This is a genomic window from Pseudomonas sp. S35, assembly GCF_009866765.1.
Classification (GTDB): domain Bacteria; phylum Pseudomonadota; class Gammaproteobacteria; order Pseudomonadales; family Pseudomonadaceae; genus Aquipseudomonas.
The window spans coordinates 2,000,505-2,023,215 of sequence record NZ_CP019431.1 but is presented as its reverse complement, the minus strand read 5'-3'; the positions used below and the strand labels follow the sequence as shown (position 1 = coordinate 2,023,215).

At 60.0% G+C, this 22,711-nt stretch carries 21 protein-coding genes; 11 read left to right on the top strand and 10 right to left on the bottom strand.

Annotation, left to right across the window (positions count from 1 at the left end; translation table 11 throughout):
- Positions 1-95: 95 nt before the first annotated feature.
- The 4 genes from PspS35_RS09160 to sdhC are packed head-to-tail and all read right to left on the bottom strand — an operon-like array spanning position 96 to position 3,324.
- Positions 96-800: a succinate dehydrogenase iron-sulfur subunit gene (locus tag PspS35_RS09160; protein WP_003172807.1), complete on the bottom strand. Its 705-nt coding sequence runs from the start codon at positions 798-800 to the stop codon at positions 96-98.
- Positions 801-811: 11 nt separating this feature from the next.
- The gene (gene sdhA, locus PspS35_RS09155) at positions 812-2,584 is read right to left on the bottom strand and encodes a succinate dehydrogenase flavoprotein subunit (RefSeq protein WP_026136464.1); all 1,773 of its coding nucleotides are present in this window, start codon (positions 2,582-2,584) and stop codon (positions 812-814) included.
- 3 nt (positions 2,585-2,587) lie between these two features.
- Positions 2,588-2,956 (bottom strand): succinate dehydrogenase, hydrophobic membrane anchor protein, encoded by a 369-nt coding sequence (gene sdhD / locus PspS35_RS09150; RefSeq protein ID WP_003172805.1) that lies wholly within the window; start codon positions 2,954-2,956, stop codon positions 2,588-2,590.
- Positions 2,950-3,324: a succinate dehydrogenase, cytochrome b556 subunit gene (gene sdhC, locus PspS35_RS09145; protein ID WP_016979564.1), complete on the bottom strand. Its 375-nt coding sequence runs from the start codon at positions 3,322-3,324 to the stop codon at positions 2,950-2,952. Before sdhC ends, sdhD begins: the two co-directional genes overlap by 7 nt.
- A gap of 364 nt (positions 3,325-3,688) precedes the next feature.
- On the opposite strand from sdhC, the gene gltA reads away from it, so the two are divergent.
- The gene (gene gltA / locus PspS35_RS09140; RefSeq protein WP_159933738.1) at positions 3,689-4,978 is read left to right on the top strand and encodes a citrate synthase; all 1,290 of its coding nucleotides are present in this window, start codon (positions 3,689-3,691) and stop codon (positions 4,976-4,978) included.
- A 316-nt stretch (positions 4,979-5,294) separates the two neighbouring features.
- On the opposite strand, the gene PspS35_RS09135 is transcribed toward gltA, so the two are convergent.
- The 3 genes from PspS35_RS09135 to PspS35_RS09125 form a co-directional block, all read right to left on the bottom strand.
- Positions 5,295-6,953 carry a cation acetate symporter gene (locus PspS35_RS09135; protein WP_065872672.1) on the bottom strand — a complete coding sequence of 553 codons (1,659 nt, stop codon included), beginning with the start codon at positions 6,951-6,953 and terminating at the stop codon, positions 5,295-5,297.
- On the bottom strand, positions 6,950-7,261 hold the full coding sequence (locus PspS35_RS09130) for a DUF485 domain-containing protein (protein WP_049709234.1): 312 nt from the start codon (positions 7,259-7,261) through the stop codon (positions 6,950-6,952). The genes PspS35_RS09135 and PspS35_RS09130 overlap by 4 nt, the downstream gene beginning before the upstream one ends.
- A gap of 262 nt (positions 7,262-7,523) precedes the next feature.
- Positions 7,524-8,375 carry a glycine betaine ABC transporter substrate-binding protein gene (locus PspS35_RS09125; protein WP_122541351.1) on the bottom strand — a complete coding sequence of 284 codons (852 nt, stop codon included), beginning with the start codon at positions 8,373-8,375 and terminating at the stop codon, positions 7,524-7,526.
- A 332-nt stretch (positions 8,376-8,707) separates the two neighbouring features.
- Here PspS35_RS09125 and PspS35_RS09120 point away from each other — a divergent pair, with 332 nt between their 5' ends.
- Positions 8,708-10,261: a beta (1-6) glucans synthase gene (locus tag PspS35_RS09120; RefSeq protein WP_159933736.1), complete on the top strand. Its 1,554-nt coding sequence runs from the start codon at positions 8,708-8,710 to the stop codon at positions 10,259-10,261.
- Between the two features lie 80 nt (positions 10,262-10,341).
- Here the strand turns inward: PspS35_RS09120 and PspS35_RS09115 are convergent, their stop codons facing one another.
- Positions 10,342-10,710: a hypothetical protein gene (locus PspS35_RS09115; protein ID WP_159933734.1), complete on the bottom strand. Its 369-nt coding sequence runs from the start codon at positions 10,708-10,710 to the stop codon at positions 10,342-10,344.
- Between the two features lie 236 nt (positions 10,711-10,946).
- Between PspS35_RS09115 and PspS35_RS09110 the strand changes: the two genes are divergently transcribed.
- The 3 genes from PspS35_RS09110 to PspS35_RS09100 all read left to right on the top strand — a co-directional run bounded on the left by PspS35_RS09110 (position 10,947) and on the right by PspS35_RS09100 (position 13,772).
- Positions 10,947-12,245, top strand: a complete 1,299-nt coding sequence (locus tag PspS35_RS09110) for a serine/threonine protein kinase (protein WP_159933732.1) — start codon at positions 10,947-10,949, stop codon at positions 12,243-12,245.
- Positions 12,238-13,026 carry a VacJ family lipoprotein gene (locus PspS35_RS09105; RefSeq protein WP_159933730.1) on the top strand — a complete coding sequence of 263 codons (789 nt, stop codon included), beginning with the start codon at positions 12,238-12,240 and terminating at the stop codon, positions 13,024-13,026. The genes PspS35_RS09110 and PspS35_RS09105 overlap by 8 nt, the downstream gene beginning before the upstream one ends.
- A 266-nt stretch (positions 13,027-13,292) precedes the next feature.
- Complete coding sequence (locus PspS35_RS09100) at positions 13,293-13,772, top strand: hypothetical protein (protein WP_159933728.1); 480 nt, start codon at positions 13,293-13,295, stop codon at positions 13,770-13,772.
- 64 nt (positions 13,773-13,836) lie between these two features.
- Here PspS35_RS09100 and PspS35_RS09095 read toward each other — a convergent pair whose 3' ends face one another.
- Positions 13,837-14,757, bottom strand: a complete 921-nt coding sequence (locus PspS35_RS09095; RefSeq protein WP_159933726.1) for a DUF808 domain-containing protein — start codon at positions 14,755-14,757, stop codon at positions 13,837-13,839.
- Positions 14,758-14,890: 133 nt separating this feature from the next.
- Here PspS35_RS09095 and PspS35_RS09090 point away from each other — a divergent pair, with 133 nt between their 5' ends.
- The gene (locus tag PspS35_RS09090) at positions 14,891-15,499 is read left to right on the top strand and encodes a TetR/AcrR family transcriptional regulator (protein ID WP_159933724.1); all 609 of its coding nucleotides are present in this window, start codon (positions 14,891-14,893) and stop codon (positions 15,497-15,499) included.
- 62 nt (positions 15,500-15,561) lie between these two features.
- Here PspS35_RS09090 and PspS35_RS09085 read toward each other — a convergent pair whose 3' ends face one another.
- The gene (locus PspS35_RS09085; protein WP_159933722.1) at positions 15,562-16,002 is read right to left on the bottom strand and encodes a heme-binding protein; all 441 of its coding nucleotides are present in this window, start codon (positions 16,000-16,002) and stop codon (positions 15,562-15,564) included.
- A 266-nt stretch (positions 16,003-16,268) separates the two neighbouring features.
- On the opposite strand from PspS35_RS09085, the gene gcl reads away from it, so the two are divergent.
- From gcl to pyk, 5 genes are all read left to right on the top strand, one after another.
- The gene (gcl, locus tag PspS35_RS09080; protein ID WP_159933720.1) at positions 16,269-18,044 is read left to right on the top strand and encodes a glyoxylate carboligase; all 1,776 of its coding nucleotides are present in this window, start codon (positions 16,269-16,271) and stop codon (positions 18,042-18,044) included.
- A gap of 10 nt (positions 18,045-18,054) precedes the next feature.
- Positions 18,055-18,837 (top strand): hydroxypyruvate isomerase, encoded by a 783-nt coding sequence (hyi, locus tag PspS35_RS09075; RefSeq protein ID WP_159933718.1) that lies wholly within the window; start codon positions 18,055-18,057, stop codon positions 18,835-18,837.
- 63 nt (positions 18,838-18,900) lie between these two features.
- Positions 18,901-19,791 carry a 2-hydroxy-3-oxopropionate reductase gene (locus PspS35_RS09070; protein WP_159933716.1) on the top strand — a complete coding sequence of 297 codons (891 nt, stop codon included), beginning with the start codon at positions 18,901-18,903 and terminating at the stop codon, positions 19,789-19,791.
- Positions 19,792-19,969: 178 nt separating this feature from the next.
- Positions 19,970-21,250, top strand: a complete 1,281-nt coding sequence (locus tag PspS35_RS09065) for a glycerate kinase (RefSeq protein WP_159933714.1) — start codon at positions 19,970-19,972, stop codon at positions 21,248-21,250.
- Complete coding sequence (gene pyk / locus PspS35_RS09060) at positions 21,240-22,655, top strand: pyruvate kinase (RefSeq protein WP_159933712.1); 1,416 nt, start codon at positions 21,240-21,242, stop codon at positions 22,653-22,655. The genes PspS35_RS09065 and pyk overlap by 11 nt, the downstream gene beginning before the upstream one ends.
- Positions 22,656-22,711: the final 56 nt, after the last annotated feature.

The following is a 22,711-nucleotide window of genomic DNA, read 5'->3' as shown; positions in this document are numbered from 1 at the left end:
TTGTAAGTCGCTGCTCAAGTTAAAACTACGGCGCCGGTTGAAGCCTGCGCCGCAGCATTTACGGGCACAACGGTCCTGCCTTGTTACAACGTCGGTTACACGCCGCTTTGCAGCAGCATGTTACGGATGTGACCAATGGCCTTAGTCGGGTTCAGGCCTTTGGGACATACGTTGACGCAGTTCATGATCCCGCGGCAGCGGAATACGCTGAACGGGTCATCCAGCGAAGCCAGACGCTCGGACGTCTTGGTGTCACGGCTGTCTGCCAGGAAGCGGTACGCTTGCAGCAGGGCAGCTGGACCCAGGAACTTGTCCGGGTTCCACCAGAAGGACGGGCATGAGGTCGAGCAGCAAGCGCACAGGATGCACTCGTACAGACCGTCGAGCTTTTCACGCTCTTCAGGGGACTGCAGACGCTCGATGGCCGGAGCCGGCGTGTCGTTCTGCAGGAACGGCTTAACTTTTTCGTATTGCTTGTAGAAGATGCTCATATCGACGACCAGGTCACGGATAACCGGCAAACCTGGCAGAGGACGAACGATCAGCTTGTTGCCTTTGACCACGGCGGACAGCGGCGTGATGCACGCCAGGCCGTTTTTGCCGTTGATGTTCATGCCGTCGGAACCGCATACACCTTCACGGCAAGAGCGACGATACGAGAAACCTTCGTCCTGCTCTTTGATCAGCGCCAATACATCCAGCACCATCAGGTCTTTACCGCCGGTATCGACCTGGAATTCCTGCATGAACGGCGCAGCGTCCTGATCAGGGTTGTAGCGATAAACACTGACTTTCAACATGGCAGCCACCCTTAGTAAGTCCGAATCTTCGGTTCAAACGTCGGAACCGTCTTCGGCGAGAAGTTCACGGCACGCTTGGTTACGCGCTTGTCACCCGGGAAGTACAGGGTGTGGCACAACCAGTTTTCGTCATCGCGATCTTCAAAGTCTTCACGAGCGTGAGCACCACGGGATTCTTTACGAACCTCGGCGGCGATCGCCGTCGCTTCAGCCACTTCCAGCAGGTTTTGCAGCTCAAGGGCTTCGATACGAGCGGTGTTGAACGCCTGGCTCTTATCGTTGATCTTGACGTTGGCGATGCGTGTACGCAGGTCAGCCAGCTGGGCGATACCCTTCTGCATGTATTCGCCGGTACGGAACACACCGAAGTAGTTCTGCATGCAGCTTTGCAGCTCGCGACGCAGGGTTGCCACGTCTTCGCCATCTGTGCGCTCGTTCAGAGCGTTCAGACGGGCCAGGGCAGTCTCGATGTTGGCGTCGGTGGCGTCATCGTATTCGATGCCGTCAGTCAGCGCTTTTTCCAGGTGCAGGCCGGCCGCGCGGCCGAATACCACCAGGTCGAGCAGCGAGTTGCCGCCCAGACGGTTGGCACCGTGTACCGACACGCACGCCACTTCGCCTACTGCAAACAGACCGTGGATGATTTCGTCCACGCCTTCAGCGTTCTGGGTGATCGCCTGGCCATGAATGTTGGTCGGCACGCCGCCCATCATATAGTGGCAAGTTGGAACAACCGGAACCGGAGCCAGCACCGGGTCAACGTGAGCAAAGGTCTTGGACAGCTCACAGATACCTGGCAGGCGGCTGTGCAGCACTTCCTCGCCCAGGTGATCGAGCTTGAGCATCACGTGGTCGCCGTTCGGGCCACAGCCGTTGCCGGCGATGATCTCTTTAACCATGGAACGGGCCACAACGTCACGACCTGCAAGGTCCTTGGCGTTCGGCGCGTAACGCTCCATGAAACGCTCGCCGTGCTTGTTGATCAGGTAACCACCTTCACCACGGCAACCTTCAGTCACCAGGACACCGGCGCCGGCGATGCCGGTCGGGTGGAACTGCCACATTTCGATGTCTTGCACCGGCACGCCAGCACGCAGTGCCATACCAACGCCGTCACCGGTGTTGATCAGGGCATTGGTGGTCGACGCGTAGATACGGCCTGCACCGCCAGTCGCCAGAACAGTCGCCTTGGCGCGGATGTAGGTGGTTTCACCGGTTTCGATGCAGATGGCGATCACGCCTACGAATGCACCGTCGGCGTTCTTTACCAGATCAACGGCGTAGTACTCGTTCAGGAACGTGGTACCGGCTTTCAGGTTGCCCTGATAAAGGGTGTGCAGCAGCGCGTGGCCGGTACGGTCGGACGCAGCGCAGGTACGGGCAGCCTGGCCGCCTTTACCGTAATCCTTCGACTGGCCGCCGAATGGACGCTGGTAGATACGACCTTGTTCGGTACGGGAGAACGGCAGACCCATGTGGTCCAGCTCGAACACCGCAGCCGGGCCTTCTTGACACATGTATTCGATAGCGTCCTGGTCACCGATGTAGTCTGAACCCTTGACGGTATCGTACATGTGCCAGCGCCAGTCATCGTTCGGGTCGGCAGACGCGATGGCGCAGGTGATGCCACCCTGGGCCGATACGGTGTGGGAACGCGTCGGAAACACCTTGGTGATCACGGCAGTCTTGTGACCACCCTGGGCCAGCTGCAGCGCTGCGCGCATGCCAGCACCGCCGCCACCAATAATGATGGCGTCGAAGGAAATAGTTGGAATGTTAGCCATGAATCAGATACCCCAAAGAATCTGCACACCCCAGACGAAGTAAGCGAACATCGCAACGCCGCAGACTGCCTGGAAGAGAAAACGGACTGCAGTCGCGGACTTGCCCAGCGCCATCGGCGTCAGGTAGTCGGTCGCGATGGTCCACATGCCGACCCAGGCGTGAGCGCCCAGGGCTACAAGGGCCAGCAGACTGAAGATTCGCATCGCATTGTGGGAAAACAGGCCGTGCCATTGCTCATAGCCGATGCCCGGATTTGCGACGAGGTATCCGATCAGGAAGATGAAATAAGCCGCGAGAACAACCGCAGACACGCGCTGCGCCATCCAATCATAGAGGCCCGAACGCGAAAGGTTCGTAACGCTGGTTACCATATCCAAACTCCTGCCAGAACGATCAGCACCACGGAAATGGCGATGATGATTTTCGAGCCCAGGCGGCCGCCTTCCAGCGTCTCACCGATACCCGCATCCATGATCAAGTGGCGCACACCGGCTACCAGGTGATACAGCAGAGCGGACAGGAGGCCCCATGCTACGAACTTGGCCAGCGGGCTGGTCAAGCATGCCTTCACCTCGGCGTAACCTTCCTCGGAACCCAGGGATTTGCTCAATGCATAAAGCATGATGCCCAAGCCCAGGAACAGGATGATGCCGGAAACACGGTGCAGGAACGACGTAACGCCGGTGATGGGGAGTTTGATGGTCCTTAGGTCTAGGTTTACAGGTCGTTGGCTATTCACGGCTTTTTTTCACACTGAAGAGCCCCTAACAATCAGGGCAAAGTTGTTGGGGAGTGCACTGGTCAGGTAAGCACCACCCAGGGAGTGCGACCCCCAATGAAAGCAAGCCCAAAAGCCCTTGGCGGTCGGTGGCCGAGTATAGACAGTTAGGTTACTAATGACAACGCGCCAGCCTCACCCTAATAGCGGATTGCGCTGGCGGGATAAAAGGCGTAAATGGCAGTCAATTTCGAGGAAAAAGTACGGTTAAAGCCTTCTGGAGCAAGACTTTAGGCAAATTGACATCTGAATTTATCTCACTATAGTGGTGCGGGCCCTGCGTGGGGGGTCTGTCTGATGATTTGAAGCATAAATAGGAGGCCACATGGCTGACAAAAAAGCGCAGTTGATCATCGAGGGCGCAGCCCCCGTCGAGCTGCCCATTTTAACCGGCACCGTTGGTCCCGATGTTATCGACGTACGGGGCCTGACGGCCACGGGCCGTTTCACTTTCGACCCAGGTTTTATGTCGACCGCCTCTTGCGAGTCGAAGATCACCTATATCGACGGCGATAATGGCATCCTGCTGCATCGGGGCTACCCGATCGAGCAACTGGCTGAAAAGTCGGACTACCTGGAAACCTGCTACCTGCTGCTAAATGGCGAACTGCCAACAGCCGAGCAAAAAGCCCAGTTCGTCAGCACCGTGAAGAACCACACCATGGTTCACGAGCAGTTGAAGACCTTCTTCAACGGCTTCCGTCGCGACGCCCACCCGATGGCCGTCATGTGCGGTGTGGTTGGCGCCCTGTCGGCCTTCTATCACGACTCCCTCGACATCAATAACCCGCAGCATCGCGAAATTTCCGCGATCCGCCTGGTTGCCAAGATGCCGACCCTGGCCGCAATGGTTTACAAGTACTCCATGGGCCAACCCATGATGTACCCGCGCAACGACCTGACGTACGCGGAAAACTTCCTGCACATGATGTTCAACACGCCGTGCGAGATCAAACCGATCAGCCCTGTGCTTGCCAAGGCCATGGACCGGATTTTCATCCTCCATGCCGACCACGAACAGAACGCCTCGACGTCCACCGTACGCCTGGCAGGTTCTTCGGGTGCCAACCCGTTCGCCTGTATCGCCGCCGGTATCGCCGCACTGTGGGGCCCTGCCCACGGCGGTGCGAACGAAGCCGTGCTGACCATGCTCGATGAAATCGGCGATGTGTCGAACATCGACACGTTCATCGCCAAGGCCAAGGACAAGAACGATCCGTTCAAGTTGATGGGCTTCGGTCACCGGGTCTACAAGAACCGCGACCCGCGCGCCACCGTGATGAAGCAGACCTGCGACGAAGTGTTGAAGGAACTGGGCATCAAGAACGATCCGCAACTCGAACTGGCCATGCGCCTGGAAGAGATCGCCCTGACCGACCCGTACTTCATCGAACGCTCGCTGTACCCGAACGTCGACTTCTACTCGGGGATCATCCTCAAGGCGATCGGCATTCCAACCAGCATGTTCACCGTGATCTTCGCCCTGGCGCGGACCGTGGGCTGGATCTCCCACTGGAAAGAAATGCTCTCTAGCCCGTACAAGATTGGCCGCCCGCGCCAGCTGTACACCGGCTACGAGTCGCGTGACATCTCCAAGCTGGAAGATCGCAAGTAAGCAATCAGCTTGAGTTGTACTGAAAACGGCCTCCCTTAGTGGAGGCCGTTTTTGTTTGTGTCGCCTGGGCTGGCCTCATCGAGGCATGGGTATCTACACAACTTCCAGTGAATACGGAATCTATGGCAATCAGGCTTCTGTGGTGAGCGGGGTTGCCCCGCTCACCACAGAGTTATGTGTCAGCCTTTAAGAGTTGTGTAGATACCTATGCTCATCGGGGGCAAGCCCCCGATGACATTGGCACAAACACCACAAACCCCCAGGCAAAAAAATACCCCGGCCTTTCGACCGGGGCATTTCTTATCCAGCTACACCCTTAGTGATTAACCGCCCCACTCGCCCCCAGGCCAGTCTGCGAACGCACAAACTGCGGGAAGTACAGCGCACGCTCTTTCTCTGCCGCCGCCGACTTGTCGGTGATGGAGAAGAACCAGATACCCACGAACGCGATGATCATCGAGAACAGCGCCGGGTATTCGTACGGGAAGATGGCTTTTTCATGATGCAGGATCGAGACCCAGATGGTCGGGCCCAGCACCATCAGGCCCACGGCACTGATCAAGCCCAACCAGCCGCCGATCATGGCGCCACGGGTGGTGAGGTTTTTCCAGTACATGGAAAGCAGCAACACCGGGAAGTTACAGCTGGCAGCAATCGAGAACGCCAGGCCGACCATGAACGCGATGTTCTGGCTTTCGAACAGGATACCCAGGCCGATTGCCAAAACGCCCAAGGCGATGGTGGTGATCTTCGATACGCGAATCTCATCCTTGTCGTTGGTCTTGCCTTTCTTGATCACGCTGGCGTACAGGTCATGAGACACCGCCGAAGCACCGGCCAGGGTCAAACCGGCAACCACCGCGAGGATGGTGGCGAACGCAACCGCCGAAATGAAGCCCAGGAAGATACTGCCACCCACCGCATTGGCCAGGTGCACCGCTGCCATGTTGTTACCGCCCAGCAAGGCGCCTGCCGCATCCTTGAACGCGGGGTTGGTGCTGACCAGCAGGATCGCGCCAAAGCCGATGATAAAGGTCAGGATATAGAAGTAGCCGATGAAGCCGGTTGCATACAGCACGCTCTTACGCGCTTCCTTGGCGTCGCTTACGGTGAAGAAGCGCATCAGGATGTGCGGCAGGCCAGCGGTACCGAACATCAGTGCCAGGCCTAGGGAGAATGCCGAGATCGGGTCTTTTACCAGGCCGCCGGGGCTCATGATCGCTTCACCTTTAGGGTGAACCTTGATCGCCTCGGAGAACAGGGCGTTGAAGTCGAAGTTGACGTGCTTCATCACCATCAGCGCCATGAACGAGGCACCGGACAGCAACAGCACTGCCTTGATGATCTGCACCCAAGTGGTCGCCAGCATGCCGCCGAACAGCACGTACATGCACATCAAGATACCCACCAGGATGACCGCTACGTGGTAGTCCAGGCCGAACAACAGCTGAATCAGCTTGCCCGCACCGACCATCTGCGCGATCAGGTAGAACGCCACCACCACCAAAGAGCCACACGCAGACAAGCTGCGGATCTGGGTCTGGCCCAGGCGGTAGGAGGCAACGTCGGCAAAGGTGTACTTGCCCAGGTTACGCAGGCGCTCGGCGATCAGGAACAGAATGATCGGCCAGCCCACCAGAAAGCCGATCGAGTAGATCAGGCCGTCATAACCGGAGGTATAAACCAGTGCGGAAATCCCCAGGAAAGACGCCGCCGACATATAGTCACCGGCAATCGCCAGGCCATTCTGGAAACCGGTGATCTTGCCGCCAGCCGCGTAGTAATCGGCCGCCGACTTGTTGCGCTTGGACGCCCAGTAGGTGATGCACAAGGTGGCACCGACAAATGCGACAAACATCACGATGGCCGAGATGTTCAGCGGTTGCCTTTGCACTTCACCGGTCAATGCATCCGCCGCCCAAACGGCCGGAGCAAAGAGCGAAGCGCCGAATACTGCCAGTAGACGCCGGATCATTGCGCAGCCTCCTTGAGAATCGCATTGTTCAGGTCGTCAAACTCGCCGTTGGCCCGCCGCACATAGATGCCGGTCAGGATAAAGGCCGACACAATCAGCCCGACACCCAGGGGAATGCCCCAAGTAATCGACGAGCCAGGGCTGAGTTTTGCCCCCAGCACTTGTGGCCCATAGGCGATCAACAGGATGAAACCGGAGTAAAGCCCTAGCATGATCGCCGAGAGAATCCAGGCGAATCGTTCCCTTTTTCTCACCAGCTCCTTGAAACGCGGGCTGTTTTGAATCGAGAGGTAAATGCTGTCGTTCATTGTTTTTATCCTCGCAGCACAGCTTTTTTATTATTGGAACATAGCCACTGTATGCGGCTGCGGAACAGGTTCCAGACGACCTTAGTAGTAGATCGAGTGTAGCGAGGGATTGGGAGGGCGCAGAAACATTTGCGGGGGGCGAAAATTAATGTGGGAGAGGGCTTGCCCCCGATTGCAGCCTGTCAGCCATAGATGTGCTGGCTGACAGGCTGCAATCGAGGCAAGCCCCCTCCCACAGGGGGTTGCGTCTAAGTGTGGGGGGTTATTTACCGACCCACTCAGCGACACGCTCAGGGTGCTTGGCGACCCAATCCTTGGCCGCCGCGTCAGGCTTGGCGCCCTCTTGGATGGCCAGCATGACTTCGCCGATTTCATCCTTGGAGGCCCACTGGAATTTCTTCAGGAAGGCCGCAACTTCCGGCGCTTTCTTCTCCAGGCCCTTGCTGCCGATGCTGTTGACGGTTTCAGCAGCACCATAAATCCCTTTTGGATCGTCCAGGAAGCGCAGCTTCCACTTGGCGAACATCCAGTGCGGCACCCAACCGGTGACGGCGATGGATTCCTGCTTATCTTCGGCACGGGTCAGTTCGGCGATCATGGCGGCGCCAGAGCTGGCTTGCAGCTTGTAGTCCAGGCCGTAGGCCTTGATCGCTTCGTCGGTCTTGAGCATCACGCCTGAACCGGCGTCGATACCGACGATCTTGTTCTTGAAGGTGGTGTCGGTCTTGAGGTCTTCGATGGACTTGGCCTTGACGTACTCCGGCACGATCAGGCCGATCTTCGCATCCTTGAAGTTGGGGCCGTAGTCGACCACCTTGTCCTTGTTCTTGGTCCAGTATTCACCGTGGGTCACGGGCAGCCAGGCGGAGAGCATGGCGTCGAGTTTACCGGTGGCCACACCCTGCCACATGATCCCGGTGGCGACCGCTTGCAGTTTCACGTCATAACCGAGCTTTTGTTTGATCACTTCTGCCGCCACGTGGGTGGTGGCAACGCTGTCCGACCAACCATCCACGTAGCCGATGCTCAGGGTTTTGCTGTCGGCGCTGGCCAGTGTGGAGCTCATCGCAACTACCAGAGTGGCAGCTGCGCCCAAGAGTCGTCGCATCTTCATCGTACTTCCCCGAAAGTGCTGCGCCCGACGGATGCCGAGCGACGTCAACCTGTTGTTATGTGGTGCACCGCGCCCCCTTCACGCGCATCGATCCGGTGGCTGCGATATCAGTGGAGTGCTGACACCTTGATCATCAACCTGCCAGAGCTGTCGACCTGCTCTGTCAACGACCTTGTACAAGCAAGAAACGACATCACATCGCCAGCAGGCGGTTTCTTGGAACATGACGTCAAAATTCCGCCCGAACTTTGCATGTCAAAATTATGCAGCCACACTGGGTCGGCGCAAATCCGGGTAAGATGCGCGCCTTTGCTCCCCCAGATAAGCCGACCATGCCCGCGACTGCCCGCTTCCCTGCCCTGCCCTATTTCCTCGCTCTGATCCTTGGCCTGCTGGCCCTGGCCGGCTACTGGTATGGCCTCGGCCGGCCAGTGGTGTTGCCGGATGTCGCCAGCGCAAGTCACAAACTGCAATGCGCGTCCTACACGCCGTTCGACAAAGACCAATCTCCGTTTGACCAGCCATTCACGCTGCGTCCAGAACGCATGGACGCGGACCTGGCCCTGCTGGCCACCCGCTTCGAATGCATCCGCACCTACTCCATGACCGGCCTGGAAGCCCTGCCGGGCATGGCGCGCAAACATGGCTTGAAGGTCATGGCCGGCGCCTGGGTCAGCAGTGATCCGGTGGCCACCGAGAAAGAAATCGACGAACTGATCACAGCGGCCAACGCCAACCCGGACGTGGTGACCTCGGTGATCGTCGGCAACGAAGCCCTGTTGCGCAAGGAAGTCACCGCCGCGCAGTTGGTGAAGCTGATCCAGCGTGTCAAAAGCCAGATCAAACAACCGGTCACCTACGCCGACGTCTGGGAATTCTGGCTGCAACACCCTGAAATCGCCCCGGCGGTGGACTTCCTGACCATTCACCTGCTGCCCTACTGGGAAGATGATCCATCGAGCATCGACCAGGCCCTCAAGCATGTAGGCGATGTGCGCCAGACCTTCGGCAACAAGTTCGCCCCCAAGGACGTGCTGATCGGCGAAACCGGCTGGCCCAGCGAAGGTCGCCAGCGTGAAACCGCCGTGCCGAGTCGGGTCAATGAAGCCAAATTCATGCGTGGTTTTGTGGCCATGGCCGAAGCCAATGGCTGGCGCTACAACCTGATCGAAGCGTTTGATCAACCGTGGAAACGTGCCAGCGAAGGCGCAGTGGGCGGTTATTGGGGGCTGTTCGATGCCAATCGCCAGGAAAAAGGCATCCTCGCCGGGCCGGTGACCAATGTGCCGTACTGGCCGCTGTGGCTGGGGGTGGGCGGTGTCATCCTGCTGGGGACGCTGGTGATCGGTGGACGGGTCCGCAGCACACGCGCCGCGCTCCTGCTGCCGTTGCTGGGCGCAGTGGCCGCCTGCTCCATCGGCACCTGGGCTGAACTGACCCGCGTAACCGCGCGCTTCAACGACGAATGGGTATGGGCGGGTTTGCTGGTGGTGCTGAACCTGCTGGTACTGACCCACGCAGCGTTGGCCCTGAGTGCCCGCGAAGGTTGGCGCGAACGGGCCTTCAACTGGCTGGAGCAGCGGGCAGGCTGGCTGGTGGCAATCGCCGGCTTCGCAGGTGCGGTGATGATGCTCGCACTGGTGTTTGACCCACGCTACCGCAGCTTCCCGAGTGCAGCACTGCTGCTGCCGGCCTTGGTGTACATGGTTCGCCCGGTGATCGGGCCGCGCCGGGAGATTGCATTGTTGACCTTCATCATCGGGGCCGGCATTGCGCCGCAGCTGTACCGAGAAGGCCTGTTGAACCAGCAGGCATGGGGCTGGGCGCTGGTCAGCGGGTTGATGGTGGTGGCCTTGTGGCGGTGCTTGCGGATGCGCAGGGCCTAAGACCGCTATCGGGGGCAAGCCCCCTCCCACATGAGAACGCATTCCAAAGGTGGGAGGGAGTTTGCCCCCGGTTGGCCCTATCAGTCGCCCCGCGGCTGCCTGACCAACCGCAACCCCGCAATCACCACCGCAAATACCGCAAACGTGGTGTTATACAACGCCAACGCCGGCAACCCGAACGCCAGCCCCAGCACCGCCAACCCCCAGCCCGCACGGCCCGGTACGAAAAACGCCAGCACCGACGTGAGCAACGCCGCCCAGCCCAACACCTTGAAGTGAATCATCAACCCCAGGTTCCCCCGCAGCTGGCATTCCCAACGGCTGGCCTCATCCGCGCAAATCCCCACCCAGCGGCCGTCTTCCATGAATCCGTAGCGCGCGCCATAACTGGCAGCCAGCCATAACGGCAGTGCAATAAGCAGCAAAATCAGCGGCAAGCGACGGGACATGGGACACTCCGATAGGCAAAAACGGCGCCCAGCTTAATGCCCCCGCAGCCGTTATCAAGGGACATACACACAATTTGTGTTCACCAATGCGTGGCAAAGTGTATCGTCTGGCTACTATTACCCCGATTCCGACGTTTATTTCCGACTTTTCGTGCCGAGGGCTGGCACTTCGGAGAGAGCCCGGTGGTCATAGCCTGCGAACTTCATTCAGCACGTTTCCTCTTAGGGATTTAGTCATGCTCCGTTCCTTGCGCTGTGCCGCCCTGTTGGGCAGCCTTTTTTTGAGTGCGTCAGCACTGGCGGTCGACATCGACCAAGCCAGCTATGGCTACCCTTTGACCAACCCGTTCGAAGCAACCATCGCCACCACCCCGCCTGATCTTCGGCCAACATTGCCGAGCGATGACGAGATCAACCAGTCCGACTGCACCCTGAACATGCGCCCCGAGCGCGAGTTCAGCCTGCCGGATAACTTCTGGGCGGTGAAGAAGCTGACCTACCGCATCGCCAAGCAAGACCGCGCCGCGCCGCTGATCTTCCTGATCGCGGGCACCGGTGCGCGGTTTGACAGCAGCATCAACGAATACCTGAAAAAACTGTATTACCAGGCCGGCTACCACGTGGTGCAACTGTCGTCGCCCACCAGCTTCGACTTCATCAGCGCCGCCTCGCGCTTCGCCACACCGGGCATCACCCAGGAAGACGCCGAAGACATGTACCGCGTGATGCAAGCCGTGCGCGCGCAAAACGCCTCGCTGCCCGTGACCGACTTCTACCTCACCGGCTACAGCCTCGGCGCCCTGGATGCGGCATTTGTCAGCAAACTGGACGAGACCCGCCGCAGCTTCAACTTCAAGAAAGTGCTGCTGCTCAACCCGCCGGTCAACCTCTACACCTCGATCACCAACCTCGACAAGCTGGTGCAGACCGAGGTCAAGGGCATCAACAACACCACGACCTTCTATGAACTGGTGCTGAACAAACTGACGCGCTACTTCCAGCAAAAGGGCTACATCGACCTCAACGACGCCCTGCTCTACGACTTCCAGCAATCCAAGCAGCACCTGACCAACGAACAGATGGCCATGCTGATCGGCACCTCGTTCCGCTTCTCGGCGGCCGACATTGCCTTTACCTCGGACCTGATCAACCGCCGCGGCCTGATCATCCCGCCGAAGTACCCGATCACCGAAGGCACCAGCCTGACGCCGTTCCTCAAGCGTGCGCTGCAATGCGATTTCGACTGCTACCTCACCGAACAAGTGATCCCGATGTGGCGTGCCCGCTCCGATGGCGGCAGCCTGCTGCAATTGGTCGATCAGGTCAGCCTGTACGCCCTCAAGGACTACCTGCACGCCAGCCCGAAAATCGCCGTCATGCACAACGCTGACGATGTGATCCTCGGCCCCGGCGACCTCGGCTTCCTGCGTAAAACCTTCGGCGATCGCTTGACCGTCTACCCACTGGGCGGCCACTGCGGCAACCTCAATTACCGCGTCAACGCCGACGCCATGCTGGAGTTCTTCCGTGGCTAAATATCTTCTGTTGCTCGCCGCGCTGATGTGCGCCGGCGTCGCCAATGCCGACAACAGCAAGGCTCACGAACCGATCAAGGTAGACACTGACGGCTTCAAGCAGCCGCTGAGCAAGCTCAAGTTCAACCCAGGCCTGGACCAGCGCGAATTTGAACGCTCGTCCGTCAACGCCCTCAATGTGTATGACCCGCTGGAGTCGTGGAACCGCCGCGTGTACCACTTCAACTATCGCTTCGACCAATGGGTGTTCCTGCCGGTGGTCGATGGCTACCGTTACGTCACGCCCAGCTTCCTGCGTACCGGTGTGAGCAACTTCTTCAACAACCTGGGTGATGTGCCCAACCTGTTGAACAGCCTGCTGCAACTCAAGGGCCACCGCTCCCTGGAAACCACCGGGCGCCTGCTGCTCAACACCACCGTCGGCGTGGCCGGGTTGTGGGATCCGGCCACCGCCATGGGCCTGCCGCGTCAAAGCGAAGACTTCGGCCAGACCCTGGGCTTTTACGGCGTGCCCGGCGGCGCCTACCTGGTGCTGCCGATCTTCGGCCCGTCGAACCTGCGCGACACCGGTGGATTGCTGGTGGACTACACCGCAGAATCCCAGATCAACTTTCTGAACGTCTCCGAAGTCAGCTCCAACCACCCGGAAATCTGGGCCCTGCGCGCGGTGGACAAGCGCTACCAGACCAGCTTCCGTTATGGCCAGATGAACTCGCCGTTTGAGTACGAAAAGGTGCGATACATCTACACGGAATCGCGCAAGTTGCAAATTGCCGAATAGTCATCTCCAGCTCTCCACAAAAGCCATCCAGGCAATCTGGATGGCTTTTTTTTTCGTACAACATGCTCAAGCAACCTCCCACAGCACGCGCGCACATTGCCCGGGAACTATCGTAGGAGAAAACTCAATATTAAGAGCGTGCCTCTCAGGTTCAGTCAGGGCCGGGAGCACCCGACGCTCACCTGCCCAAAAACATCCCATCAGACGCTTTATTTCAAAGGCCGACACAGATGCTTTTATCCAGCGCTCCAGTCACGAACCCAAACGTGGAAAAGGTTCTGACGACTACATCCGCACATCAGAACGAAGTAAAGCAAACGCCCCCGACCCAAAACACCGGCCGGGACGCCGGTGACTATCGTAGCCATCACGACTTCTACGAAGACCCCCTTTTTGCTTCGATTTTTGGCACTAGCACCAAGCCTTCCGTGCTCACTAAAACTCAACTCCGGGAGTTTTTCATCAAAGTGGGCGGCGTTCCCCAGCATGAACTGCATAAACTCACGCCCTACGACCGTGCGAAAATCGCAGCCAATGCTCTTCGGGTACTTAAATACATTAATAGCACCCCACATGCCTTTTCGACGCCCAACAACGACCGCATAGACACTGGTTTTAAGAGTCCATCAGCGCACAACTCTTCAACTCCGAACAACGGCAAAACGCACCTTTGGAACTCCGAAGCGAGCATGCTTGTACGCTTCACCGAACAAGGCTATCCAGCGCTGCAACCCGGTCCGAGATAACCTGCGCCACGATCGGACCGAACGCCCTTATAGCGCCCTGAACACACATGCGTGACTGCGAACATCACGCCTGACGTTTAGTGCGCTGCCATACCTTGCGAACCAGCGACACCATCATCAATACCAGCGCCCCGGCGATAATCCCCGCCACGGCATTCAGCAAGGTCGGCATCAACCAAGCAATTGCACCCGCACTCTGGCTCACCGATTCAATCCAGTGATGCACCACCGGCACGCCGTGGGTGAGGATGCCGCCGCCGACCATGAACATCGCCGCCGTGCCGATCACCGACAAGCTTTTCATCATGTACGGCGCCGCACTCAGGATGCCGCTGCCAATGCTGCGCGCCACTTGGCCAGGCTTCTGGGTGAGCCACAGGCCCAGGTCGTCCAGCTTGACGATGCCGGCCACCAGCCCATAGACGCCCACGGTCATGACAATGGCGATGCCCGACAGCACGATGACCTGCTGGGTCAACTGCGCGTCGGCCACAATGCCCAGGGTGATGGCGATGATTTCGGCGGAGAGGATGAAGTCGGTGCGGATCGCACCTTTGATCTTGTCCTTTTCAAACGCCACCAGATCGGTCGCCGGGTCCGCTACGGCGTCGGCCAACTGCGCGTGCTCGGCCTGATCTTCAGCTTTGCTATGGAGGAACTTATGGGCGAGCTTCTCGAAGCCTTCAAAACACAGGTAGGCGCCACCCAGCATCAACAGCGGCGTCACCGCCCACGGCGCAAAGGCGCTGATCAACAGTGCGGTGGGCACCAGGATCAGCTTATTGACAAATGAGCCCTTGGCCACGGCCCACACTACCGGGATTTCCCGCTCGGCACGCACACCGGACACCTGCTGGGCGTTGAGCGCCAGGTCATCGCCCAGCACGCCGGAGGTCTTCTTCGCGGCCATTTTTGTCATCAGGGCGACGTCGTCGAGTACCGCCGCGATATCGTCGATCAACACCAACAAGCTGCTTGCTGCCATGAATCGGCCTTCCTTAAAGGGGGATGGCGCGAGCATAACGCGGCGCCGGGCTTTGCGGGCACATTGTTGAGGCCCGCAGATAGCCGGTGCTACCATGCGCAACCGCCGGTATTGGCAAGGAAACTCCTGGTTTATGAGCAGCATTCGCGAGCGCAACAAAGAAAAAATCCTGCGGGCGGCGAGCGAGGAGTTTGCCGACAAGGGCTTCGCCGCGACCAAAACCAGCGACATCGCCGCCAAGGCAGGGCTGCCCAAGCCCAACGTCTATTACTACTTCAAGTCCAAGGACAACCTCTACCGCGAGGTACTCGAAAGCATTATCGAGCCGATCCTGGCCGCTTCCACGCCGTTCAATCCGGACGGCGAGCCTTCGGCGGTGCTGAGCAACTACATCCGTTCGAAAATCCGTATCTCCCGCGACCTGCCGTTCGCCTCCAAGGTGTTCGCCAGCGAAATCATGCACGGCGCCCCGCACCTGAGTGCCGAGCAGATCGAACAGCTCAATGCCCAGGCCAAGCACAATATCCAATGCATCCAAAGCTGGGTGGATCGCGGCCTGATTGCCGCCATTGAGCCCAATCACCTGATGTTCAGCATCTGGGCGGCGACGCAGACCTATGCGGATTTTGACTGGCAGATCTCGGCGGTGACCGGCAAGGCCAAGCTGGATGAAGCGGATTATGAAGCGGCGGCGCAGACGATTATTCGGTTGGTGCTCAAGGGGTGTGAGCCGGACCGATAGACCGAGTCGCCTGTGCGAATCGGGGGCAAGCCCCCGATGAGGCCCTTACAGTCACCCAAAAATCAAGCTGACACCCCGGCATCCGCCATCAACCCCACCCCCTCGATCGCCGTGATCGCACACTGCTCGTCAATGTCCGACGTATCCCCACTGATCCCGATCGCCCCCAGCACCACACCCTGCTGATCCCGAATCAACACCCCACCCGGTGCCGGCACCACGCTGCCCTGCCCCAGGCTGTTCAACGCTGCAATAAACGCCGGCCGTTGCTGCGCATCCAGCGCCAGCAAACGCGAGCCCTTGCCCAGGGCAATCGCGCCCCAGGCCTTGCCGATGGCGATTTGCGGGCGTAGCAGGCTCGCGCCGTCTTCCCGCTGCAGGGTGATCAAGTGGCCACCGCTGTCGAGTACCGCAATAGTCAACGGTGCTGCCGCAATGGTGCGGCCTGCGGCAAGGGCCTGGCTGGCCAGTTGGGTAGCGAGTTTCAAGGTTAAAGCGCTCATGGTGCCGTCCTTCTTTTGTTATTGGGAAAGCGGTGGAGGTCTGTTTGATCAGATGCCCGATCAAACAAATAGAACACAATGACATTTGTTTTTGTATACAATAATTTCGCACAAACACTCCACACGTCGAAAAAGTCAGCTAAAAACGCCTTCCGACGAACGCCAGGGCCGATGAAGAAAATCCATTGACCTGCCCTGCTCGCCGTGAATACACTTTGGCCAGACACCACTTGTATACAATTACAAAACGCAAGAGGCACCAAAACATGAGCAAAATGAGAGCAATCGAAGCCGCCGTCCTCGTCATGCGCCGTGAAGGCGTGGACACCGCCTTCGGCATCCCAGGCGCCGCGATCAACCCGCTGTACTCAGCCTTGCAGAAGGTGGGCGGCATCGATCACGTCCTTGCTCGCCACGTTGAGGGCGCCTCGCACATGGCCGAGGGCTACACCCGCACCAAGGCCGGCAATATCGGCGTGTGCATCGGCACCTCGGGCCCGGCGGGCACCGACATGGTCACCGGCCTGTACAGCGCCTCGGCCGACTCGATCCCGATCCTGTGCATCACCGGCCAAGCCCCTCGTGCACGGATGCACAAGGAAGACTTCCAGGCCGTCGACATCACCAGCATCGTCAAGCCGGTGACCAAGTGGGCGACCACCGTTCTGGAACCCGGCCAAGTGCCCTACGCGTTCCAGAAAGCCTTCTATGAAATGCGCTCCGGCCGCCCAGGCCCGGTGCTGATCGACCTGCCGTTCGACGTGCAGATGGCCGAGATCGAATTCGACATCGACGCCTACCAGCCGCTGCCCCTGGCCAAGCCATTGGCGACACGCATCCAGGTAGAGAAGGCCCTGGCCCTGCTCGACCAGGCTGAGCGCCCGCTGTTGGTCAGCGGCGGCGGCGTGATCAACGCCGATGCCAGTGAACTGCTGGTGGAGTTCGCCGAGCTCACCGGCATTCCGGTCATCCCGACCCTCATGGGCTGGGGCACCATCGCCGACGATCACCCGCTGATGGTGGGCATGGTCGGCCTGCAAACCTCACACCGTTATGGCAACGCGACGATGCTCAAGTCGGACGTGGTGCTGGGCATCGGCAATCGCTGGGCCAACCGCCACACCGGTTCAGTGGAGGTCTACACCGAAGGCCGCAAGTTCATCCACGTCGACATCGAGCCGACCCAGATTGGCCGCGTGTTCACGCCGGACCTGGGCATCGTGTCCGACGCCGGTGCGGCACTGACGATGTTCATCGAAGTGGCCCGCGAGTGGAAAGCCGCCGGCAAGCTCAAGGACCGCAGCGCCTGGCTGCATGACTGCCAGCAGCGCAAGGCCACCCTGCACCGCAAGACCCACTTCGATAACGTGCCGGTCAAGCCGCAGCGCGTGTACGAAGAGATGAACCAAGTGTTCGGCAAAGACACCTGCTACGTCAGCACCATCGGCCTGTCGCAGATTGCCGGCGCGCAGTTCCTGCATGTGTACAAGCCACGCCACTGGATCAACTGCGGCCAGGCCGGCCCGTTGGGTTGGACCATTCCTGCCGCGCTCGGCGTGGTCAAGGCCGACCCGAGCCGCAAGGTGGTCGCGTTGTCCGGCGACTATGACTTCCAGTTCATGATCGAGGAGCTGGCGGTGGGCGCGCAGTTCAAGCTGCCGTACATCCACGTGGTGGTGAACAATTCCTACCTGGGGCTGATCCGCCAGGCCCAGCGCGGGTTTGAAATGGATTACTGCGTACAGCTGTCTTTCGACAACCTCAACGCCCCGGAACTCAACGGCTATGGCGTGGACCACGTGGCAGTCGCCGAAGGCCTGGGTTGCAAGGCCTTGCGCGTGTTCGAGCCAAGTCAGATCCAGCCGGCGCTGCGCAAGGCCCAGGAAATGATCGAAGAATTCAAGGTGCCGGTGATCGTTGAGATTATTCTGGAGCGCGTGACCAATATTTCCATGGGCACCGAAATCAACGCCGTCAACGAATTCGAAGACCTGGCACTGGTCGGCAACGATGCGCCGACTGCCATTTCCCTGCTCGATTAAGGAGAACCCTATGCCGCGCTTTGCCGCCAACCTGTCCATGCTGTTTACCGAACAGGACTTCCTTGCCCGTTTCAAAGCGGCCGCCGACGCGGGTTTTGAAGGTGTCGAGTACCTGTTCCCCTACGAATTCAGCTCGGCTGACATCAAGGCACACCTCGACGCCAATGGTCTGACCCAGGTGTTGTTCAACCTGCCGGCCGGCGACTGGGCCAAGGGCGAGCGCGGCTTGGCGTGCCACCCGGACCGGGTCGAGGAGTTCCGTGCCGGGGTCAAGCTGGCCATCGCCTACGCCCAGGTGCTGGGCAATACCCAGATCAACTGCCTGGCCGGGATTCGTCCGACCAGCGTGGATGATGAAACCCTGGAAAAGACCTTCGTCGCCAACCTCAAGTACGCCGCCGACAAGTTGCAAGCAGCGGGTATCAAGCTGGTGATGGAGATGATCAACACCCGCGACATCCCCGGTTTCTACCTGAACAACACCGCACAAGCACTGTCGATCCGCGAGCAGGTGGGCAGTGCCAACCTGTTCCTGCAATACGACATCTACCACATGCAAATCATGGAAGGCGACCTGGCCCGCACCATCGCCACGCACCTGGATGAGATCAACCATATCCAACTGGCGGACAACCCAGGGCGCAATGAGCCGGGCACGGGCGAGATCAACTATCGCTTCCTGTTCGAGCATCTGGACCGCATCGGTTACCAGGGTTGGGTCGGCTGTGAGTACAAGCCGTTGACCACCACCGAAGCGGGCCTGGGTTGGCTTAAAACCCATAACGCCATCTGACAGACACCACACAAAACCCTGTGGGAGGGGGCAACCCCTCCCACATAAGAAGAGGATTTCATCATGGCTAAAATCGGATTTATCGGCACCGGCATCATGGGGCAACCTATGGCCGCGAACCTGCAGAAAGCAGGCCACCAACTGTTCCTCTCCGAACACCACGGCAAGGCACCGGCTGAACTGATCAGCGCCGGCGCCGTGGCCTTGGCCAACCCGCAGCAGGTGGCCCAGGAAGCCGAGTTCATCATCGTGATGGTGCCCGACACCCCGCAGGTCGAAGACGTGCTGTTCCGCGCCGACGGCGTGGCCGCTGGCCTCTCGCCGAACAAGGTGGTGATCGACATGAGCTCGATCTCGCCCACCGCCACCAAGGCGTTTGCGGCGAAGATCAACGAGACCGGCGCGCAGTACCTCGATGCACCGGTGTCCGGTGGTGAAGTTGGCGCCAAGGCCGGCACCTTGAGCATCATGATCGGTGGCGAGCCGCACACCTTCGAGCGCGCCCTGGCGCTGTTCCAGAGCATGGGTAAGAACATCACGTTGGTGGGCGGCAATGGCGATGGCCAGACGGCCAAAGTCGCCAACCAGATCATCGTTGCGCTGAACATCCAGGCAGTGGCCGAAGCGCTGCTGTTCGCCTCGAAAAACGGCGCCGACCCAGCCAAGGTGCGTGAAGCACTGATGGGGGGCTTTGCCTCGTCGAAGATCCTCGAAGTGCACGGCGAGCGCATGATCAAGGGCACCTTCGATCCAGGCTTTCGCATCAACCTGCACCAGAAAGACCTGAACCTGGCCCTGGCCGGCGCCAAGGAGCTGGGGATCAACCTGCCGAACACCGCCGGCACCCAACAGGTATTCAGCACCTGCACCGCGCTGGGTGGCGGCAACTGGGACCATTCGGCGCTGATCAAGGGCCTGGAGCATATGGCGAATTTCTCGATTCGCGATAAGTAACCCTTGAATTGAAATGCGACCAAGTGCGGGAGGGGGCTTGCCCCCGATGGCAGTGTTTCAGCCCAATCATCTACATCTGACACACCACTATCGGGGCAAGCCCCCTCCCACATGTGGCCCCATTCCAAATCTGAAATTGCTGCACCTCTAATAACAAAAATCCCCCGGGAGCCCGCTTATGTCGGTCGATCCGCAACACCTGCTTCGCGAGCTGTTTGCCACAGCCATCGACGCCGCCCACCCCCGGCAAGTCCTTGAACCCTTCCTGCCCGCCGACCGCAGTGGCCGTGTGATCGTGATCGGCGCCGGCAAGGCCGCTGCTGCCATGGCGCTCGTCGTCGAGAACTGCTGGCAGGGCGATGTCACTGGCCTGGTGGTCACCCGCTACGGCCATGGCGCACCGTGCAAAAAAATCGAAGTAGTCGAAGCCGCCCACCCCGTCCCCGATGCCGCCGGCCTGGCCGTGGCCAAGCGCGTGCTGGAATTGATCAGCAACCTGGGCGAAGACGACCGCGTGATCTTCCTGCTCTCCGGCGGCGGCTCTGCGTTGCTGGCCCTGCCGGCCGAAGGCATCACCCTGGCGGACAAACAAACCATCAACAAGGCACTGCTCAAATCTGGCGCGACCATTGGCGAGATGAACTGCGTGCGCAAGCACCTCTCGGCCATCAAGGGTGGCCGGCTGGCCAAGGCCGCGTGGCCGGCAACGGTGTACACCTATGCGATTTCCGATGTGCCGGGCGACCAGGCCTCGGTGATTGCCTCCGGCCCTACCGTCGGCGACCCGAGCACCTCGCAACAGGCGCTGGCGATCCTCAAGCGCTACGGGATCGACGCGCCCGCCGCCGTGCGCAGCTGGCTGCAAAACCCGGCCTCGGAAACCGTCAAGCCTGGCGACCCGATCCTCGCCCGCAGCCACTTCCAGTTGATCGCCCGCCCCCAGCAATCCCTGGAAGCGGTGGCCGTGAAAGTACGCCAGGCCGGCTTCAGCCCGCTGATCCTCGGCGACCTGGAAGGCGAAGCGCGGGACGTGGCCAAGGTGCACGCCGGCATTGCCCGGCAGATCGTGCAGCACGGCCAGCCGTTGGCGGCGCCGTGCGTGATCCTGTCCGGCGGTGAGACCACCGTCACCGTGCGCGGCAATGGCCGTGGCGGGCGCAACGCGGAGTTCCTGCTCAGCCTGACCGACAGCCTCAAAGGCCTGCCCGGCGTGTATGCCCTGGCCGGCGACACCGACGGCATCGACGGCTCGGAAGACAACGCCGGCGCGATCATGACGCCCTGCAGTTACCGGCGCGCCGAAGCCTTGGGCCTGAGCGCCAGCGATGAGCTGGACAACAACAACGGCTACGGCTATTTCGCGGCGCTCGACGGCTTGATCGTCACCGAGCCAACCCGCACCAACGTCAACGACTTCCGCGCCATTCTGATCCTTGAGACTGCCAAACATGACGCCTGACAAGAAGGTCAAAATCCTCGCCACCCTGGGCCCGGCCACCGACGGGATCGATGACATCCGCGAGCTGGTGGAAGCCGGGGTGAACATCTTCCGCCTCAACTTCAGCCACGGCGACCATGCCGATCACGCCCAGCGCTACCAGTGGATTCGCCAGGTGGAGCGCCAACTCAATTACCCACTGGGCATCCTGATGGACCTGCAAGGGCCAAAACTGCGGGTCGGGCGCTTCGCCGAGGGCAAGGTGCAACTGGTACGCGGCCAGGCCTTGCGCCTGGACCTGGACGAAACCCCGGGCGATCAACGCCGGGTCAACCTGCCCCACCCGGAAATCATCGAGGCGCTTGAACCGGGCATGGACCTGCTGCTGGACGACGGCAAGCTGCGCCTGCGGGTTATCACCAAGCACGCCGATGCCATCGACACCACCGTGCTCAACGGCGGCGAATTGTCCGACCGCAAAGGCGTGAACGTGCCACAAGCCTTGTTGGAGTTGAGCCCACTGACCGCCAAGGACCGCCTCGACCTGAGCTTCGGCCTGGAGCTGGGCGTGGACTGGGTGGCGCTGTCGTTCGTGCAACGCCCGGAAGACATCCGCGAAGCCCGTGAGTTGATTGGCGACAAGGCCTTTCTGATGGCCAAGATCGAGAAGCCCTCCGCCGTGCAGCGCCTGCGGGAAATCGCCGAACTGAGTGATGCAATCATGGTGGCCAGGGGCGACCTAGGCGTGGAAGTGCCGGCCGAGAGCGTGCCGCAGATCCAGAAAGACATCATCAGCACCTGCCGCCAGCTGGGTAAACCGGTGGTGGTGGCCACGCAGATGCTCGAATCCATGCGTTTCTCACCGGCGCCGACCCGTGCCGAGGTGACGGATGTTGCCAATGCCGTGGCCGAAGGCGCGGACGCGGTGATGCTGTCGGCGGAAACCGCATCGGGCGAGTACCCGCTGGAAGCCGTGCAGATGATGAGCAAGATCATTCGCCAAGTGGAAGGCGGCCCGGATTACCAGGCGCAGCTGGACGTCAGCCGGCCCAAGGCCGATGCCACGGTGTCGGACGCGATCAGTTGCGCGATCCGTCGCATCAGCAACATCCTGCCAGTGGCGGTGCTGGTGAACTACAGCGAATCCGGTAGCTCCAGCCTGCGCGCCGCCCGGGAACGGCCGGTGGCACCGATCCTCAACCTCACGCCAAACCTGTCCACGGCACGCCGCCTGAGCGTGGCGTGGGGCGTGCATTCGGTGGTCAATGATCGACTGCGCCAAGTGGATGAGGTGTGTTCCACCGCACTGGAGATTGCCCAGGCTCAGGGCATGGCGCAGCGCGGCGATACGCTGGTGATTACCGCCGGGGTGCCGTTTGGGCAGCCGGGTTCGACCAACTCCTTGCGTATAGAGACGCTGATCTAGCGGCTGTAGAGGCCTCATCGGGGCATAGCTATCTACACAACTCTTAAAGGCTGACA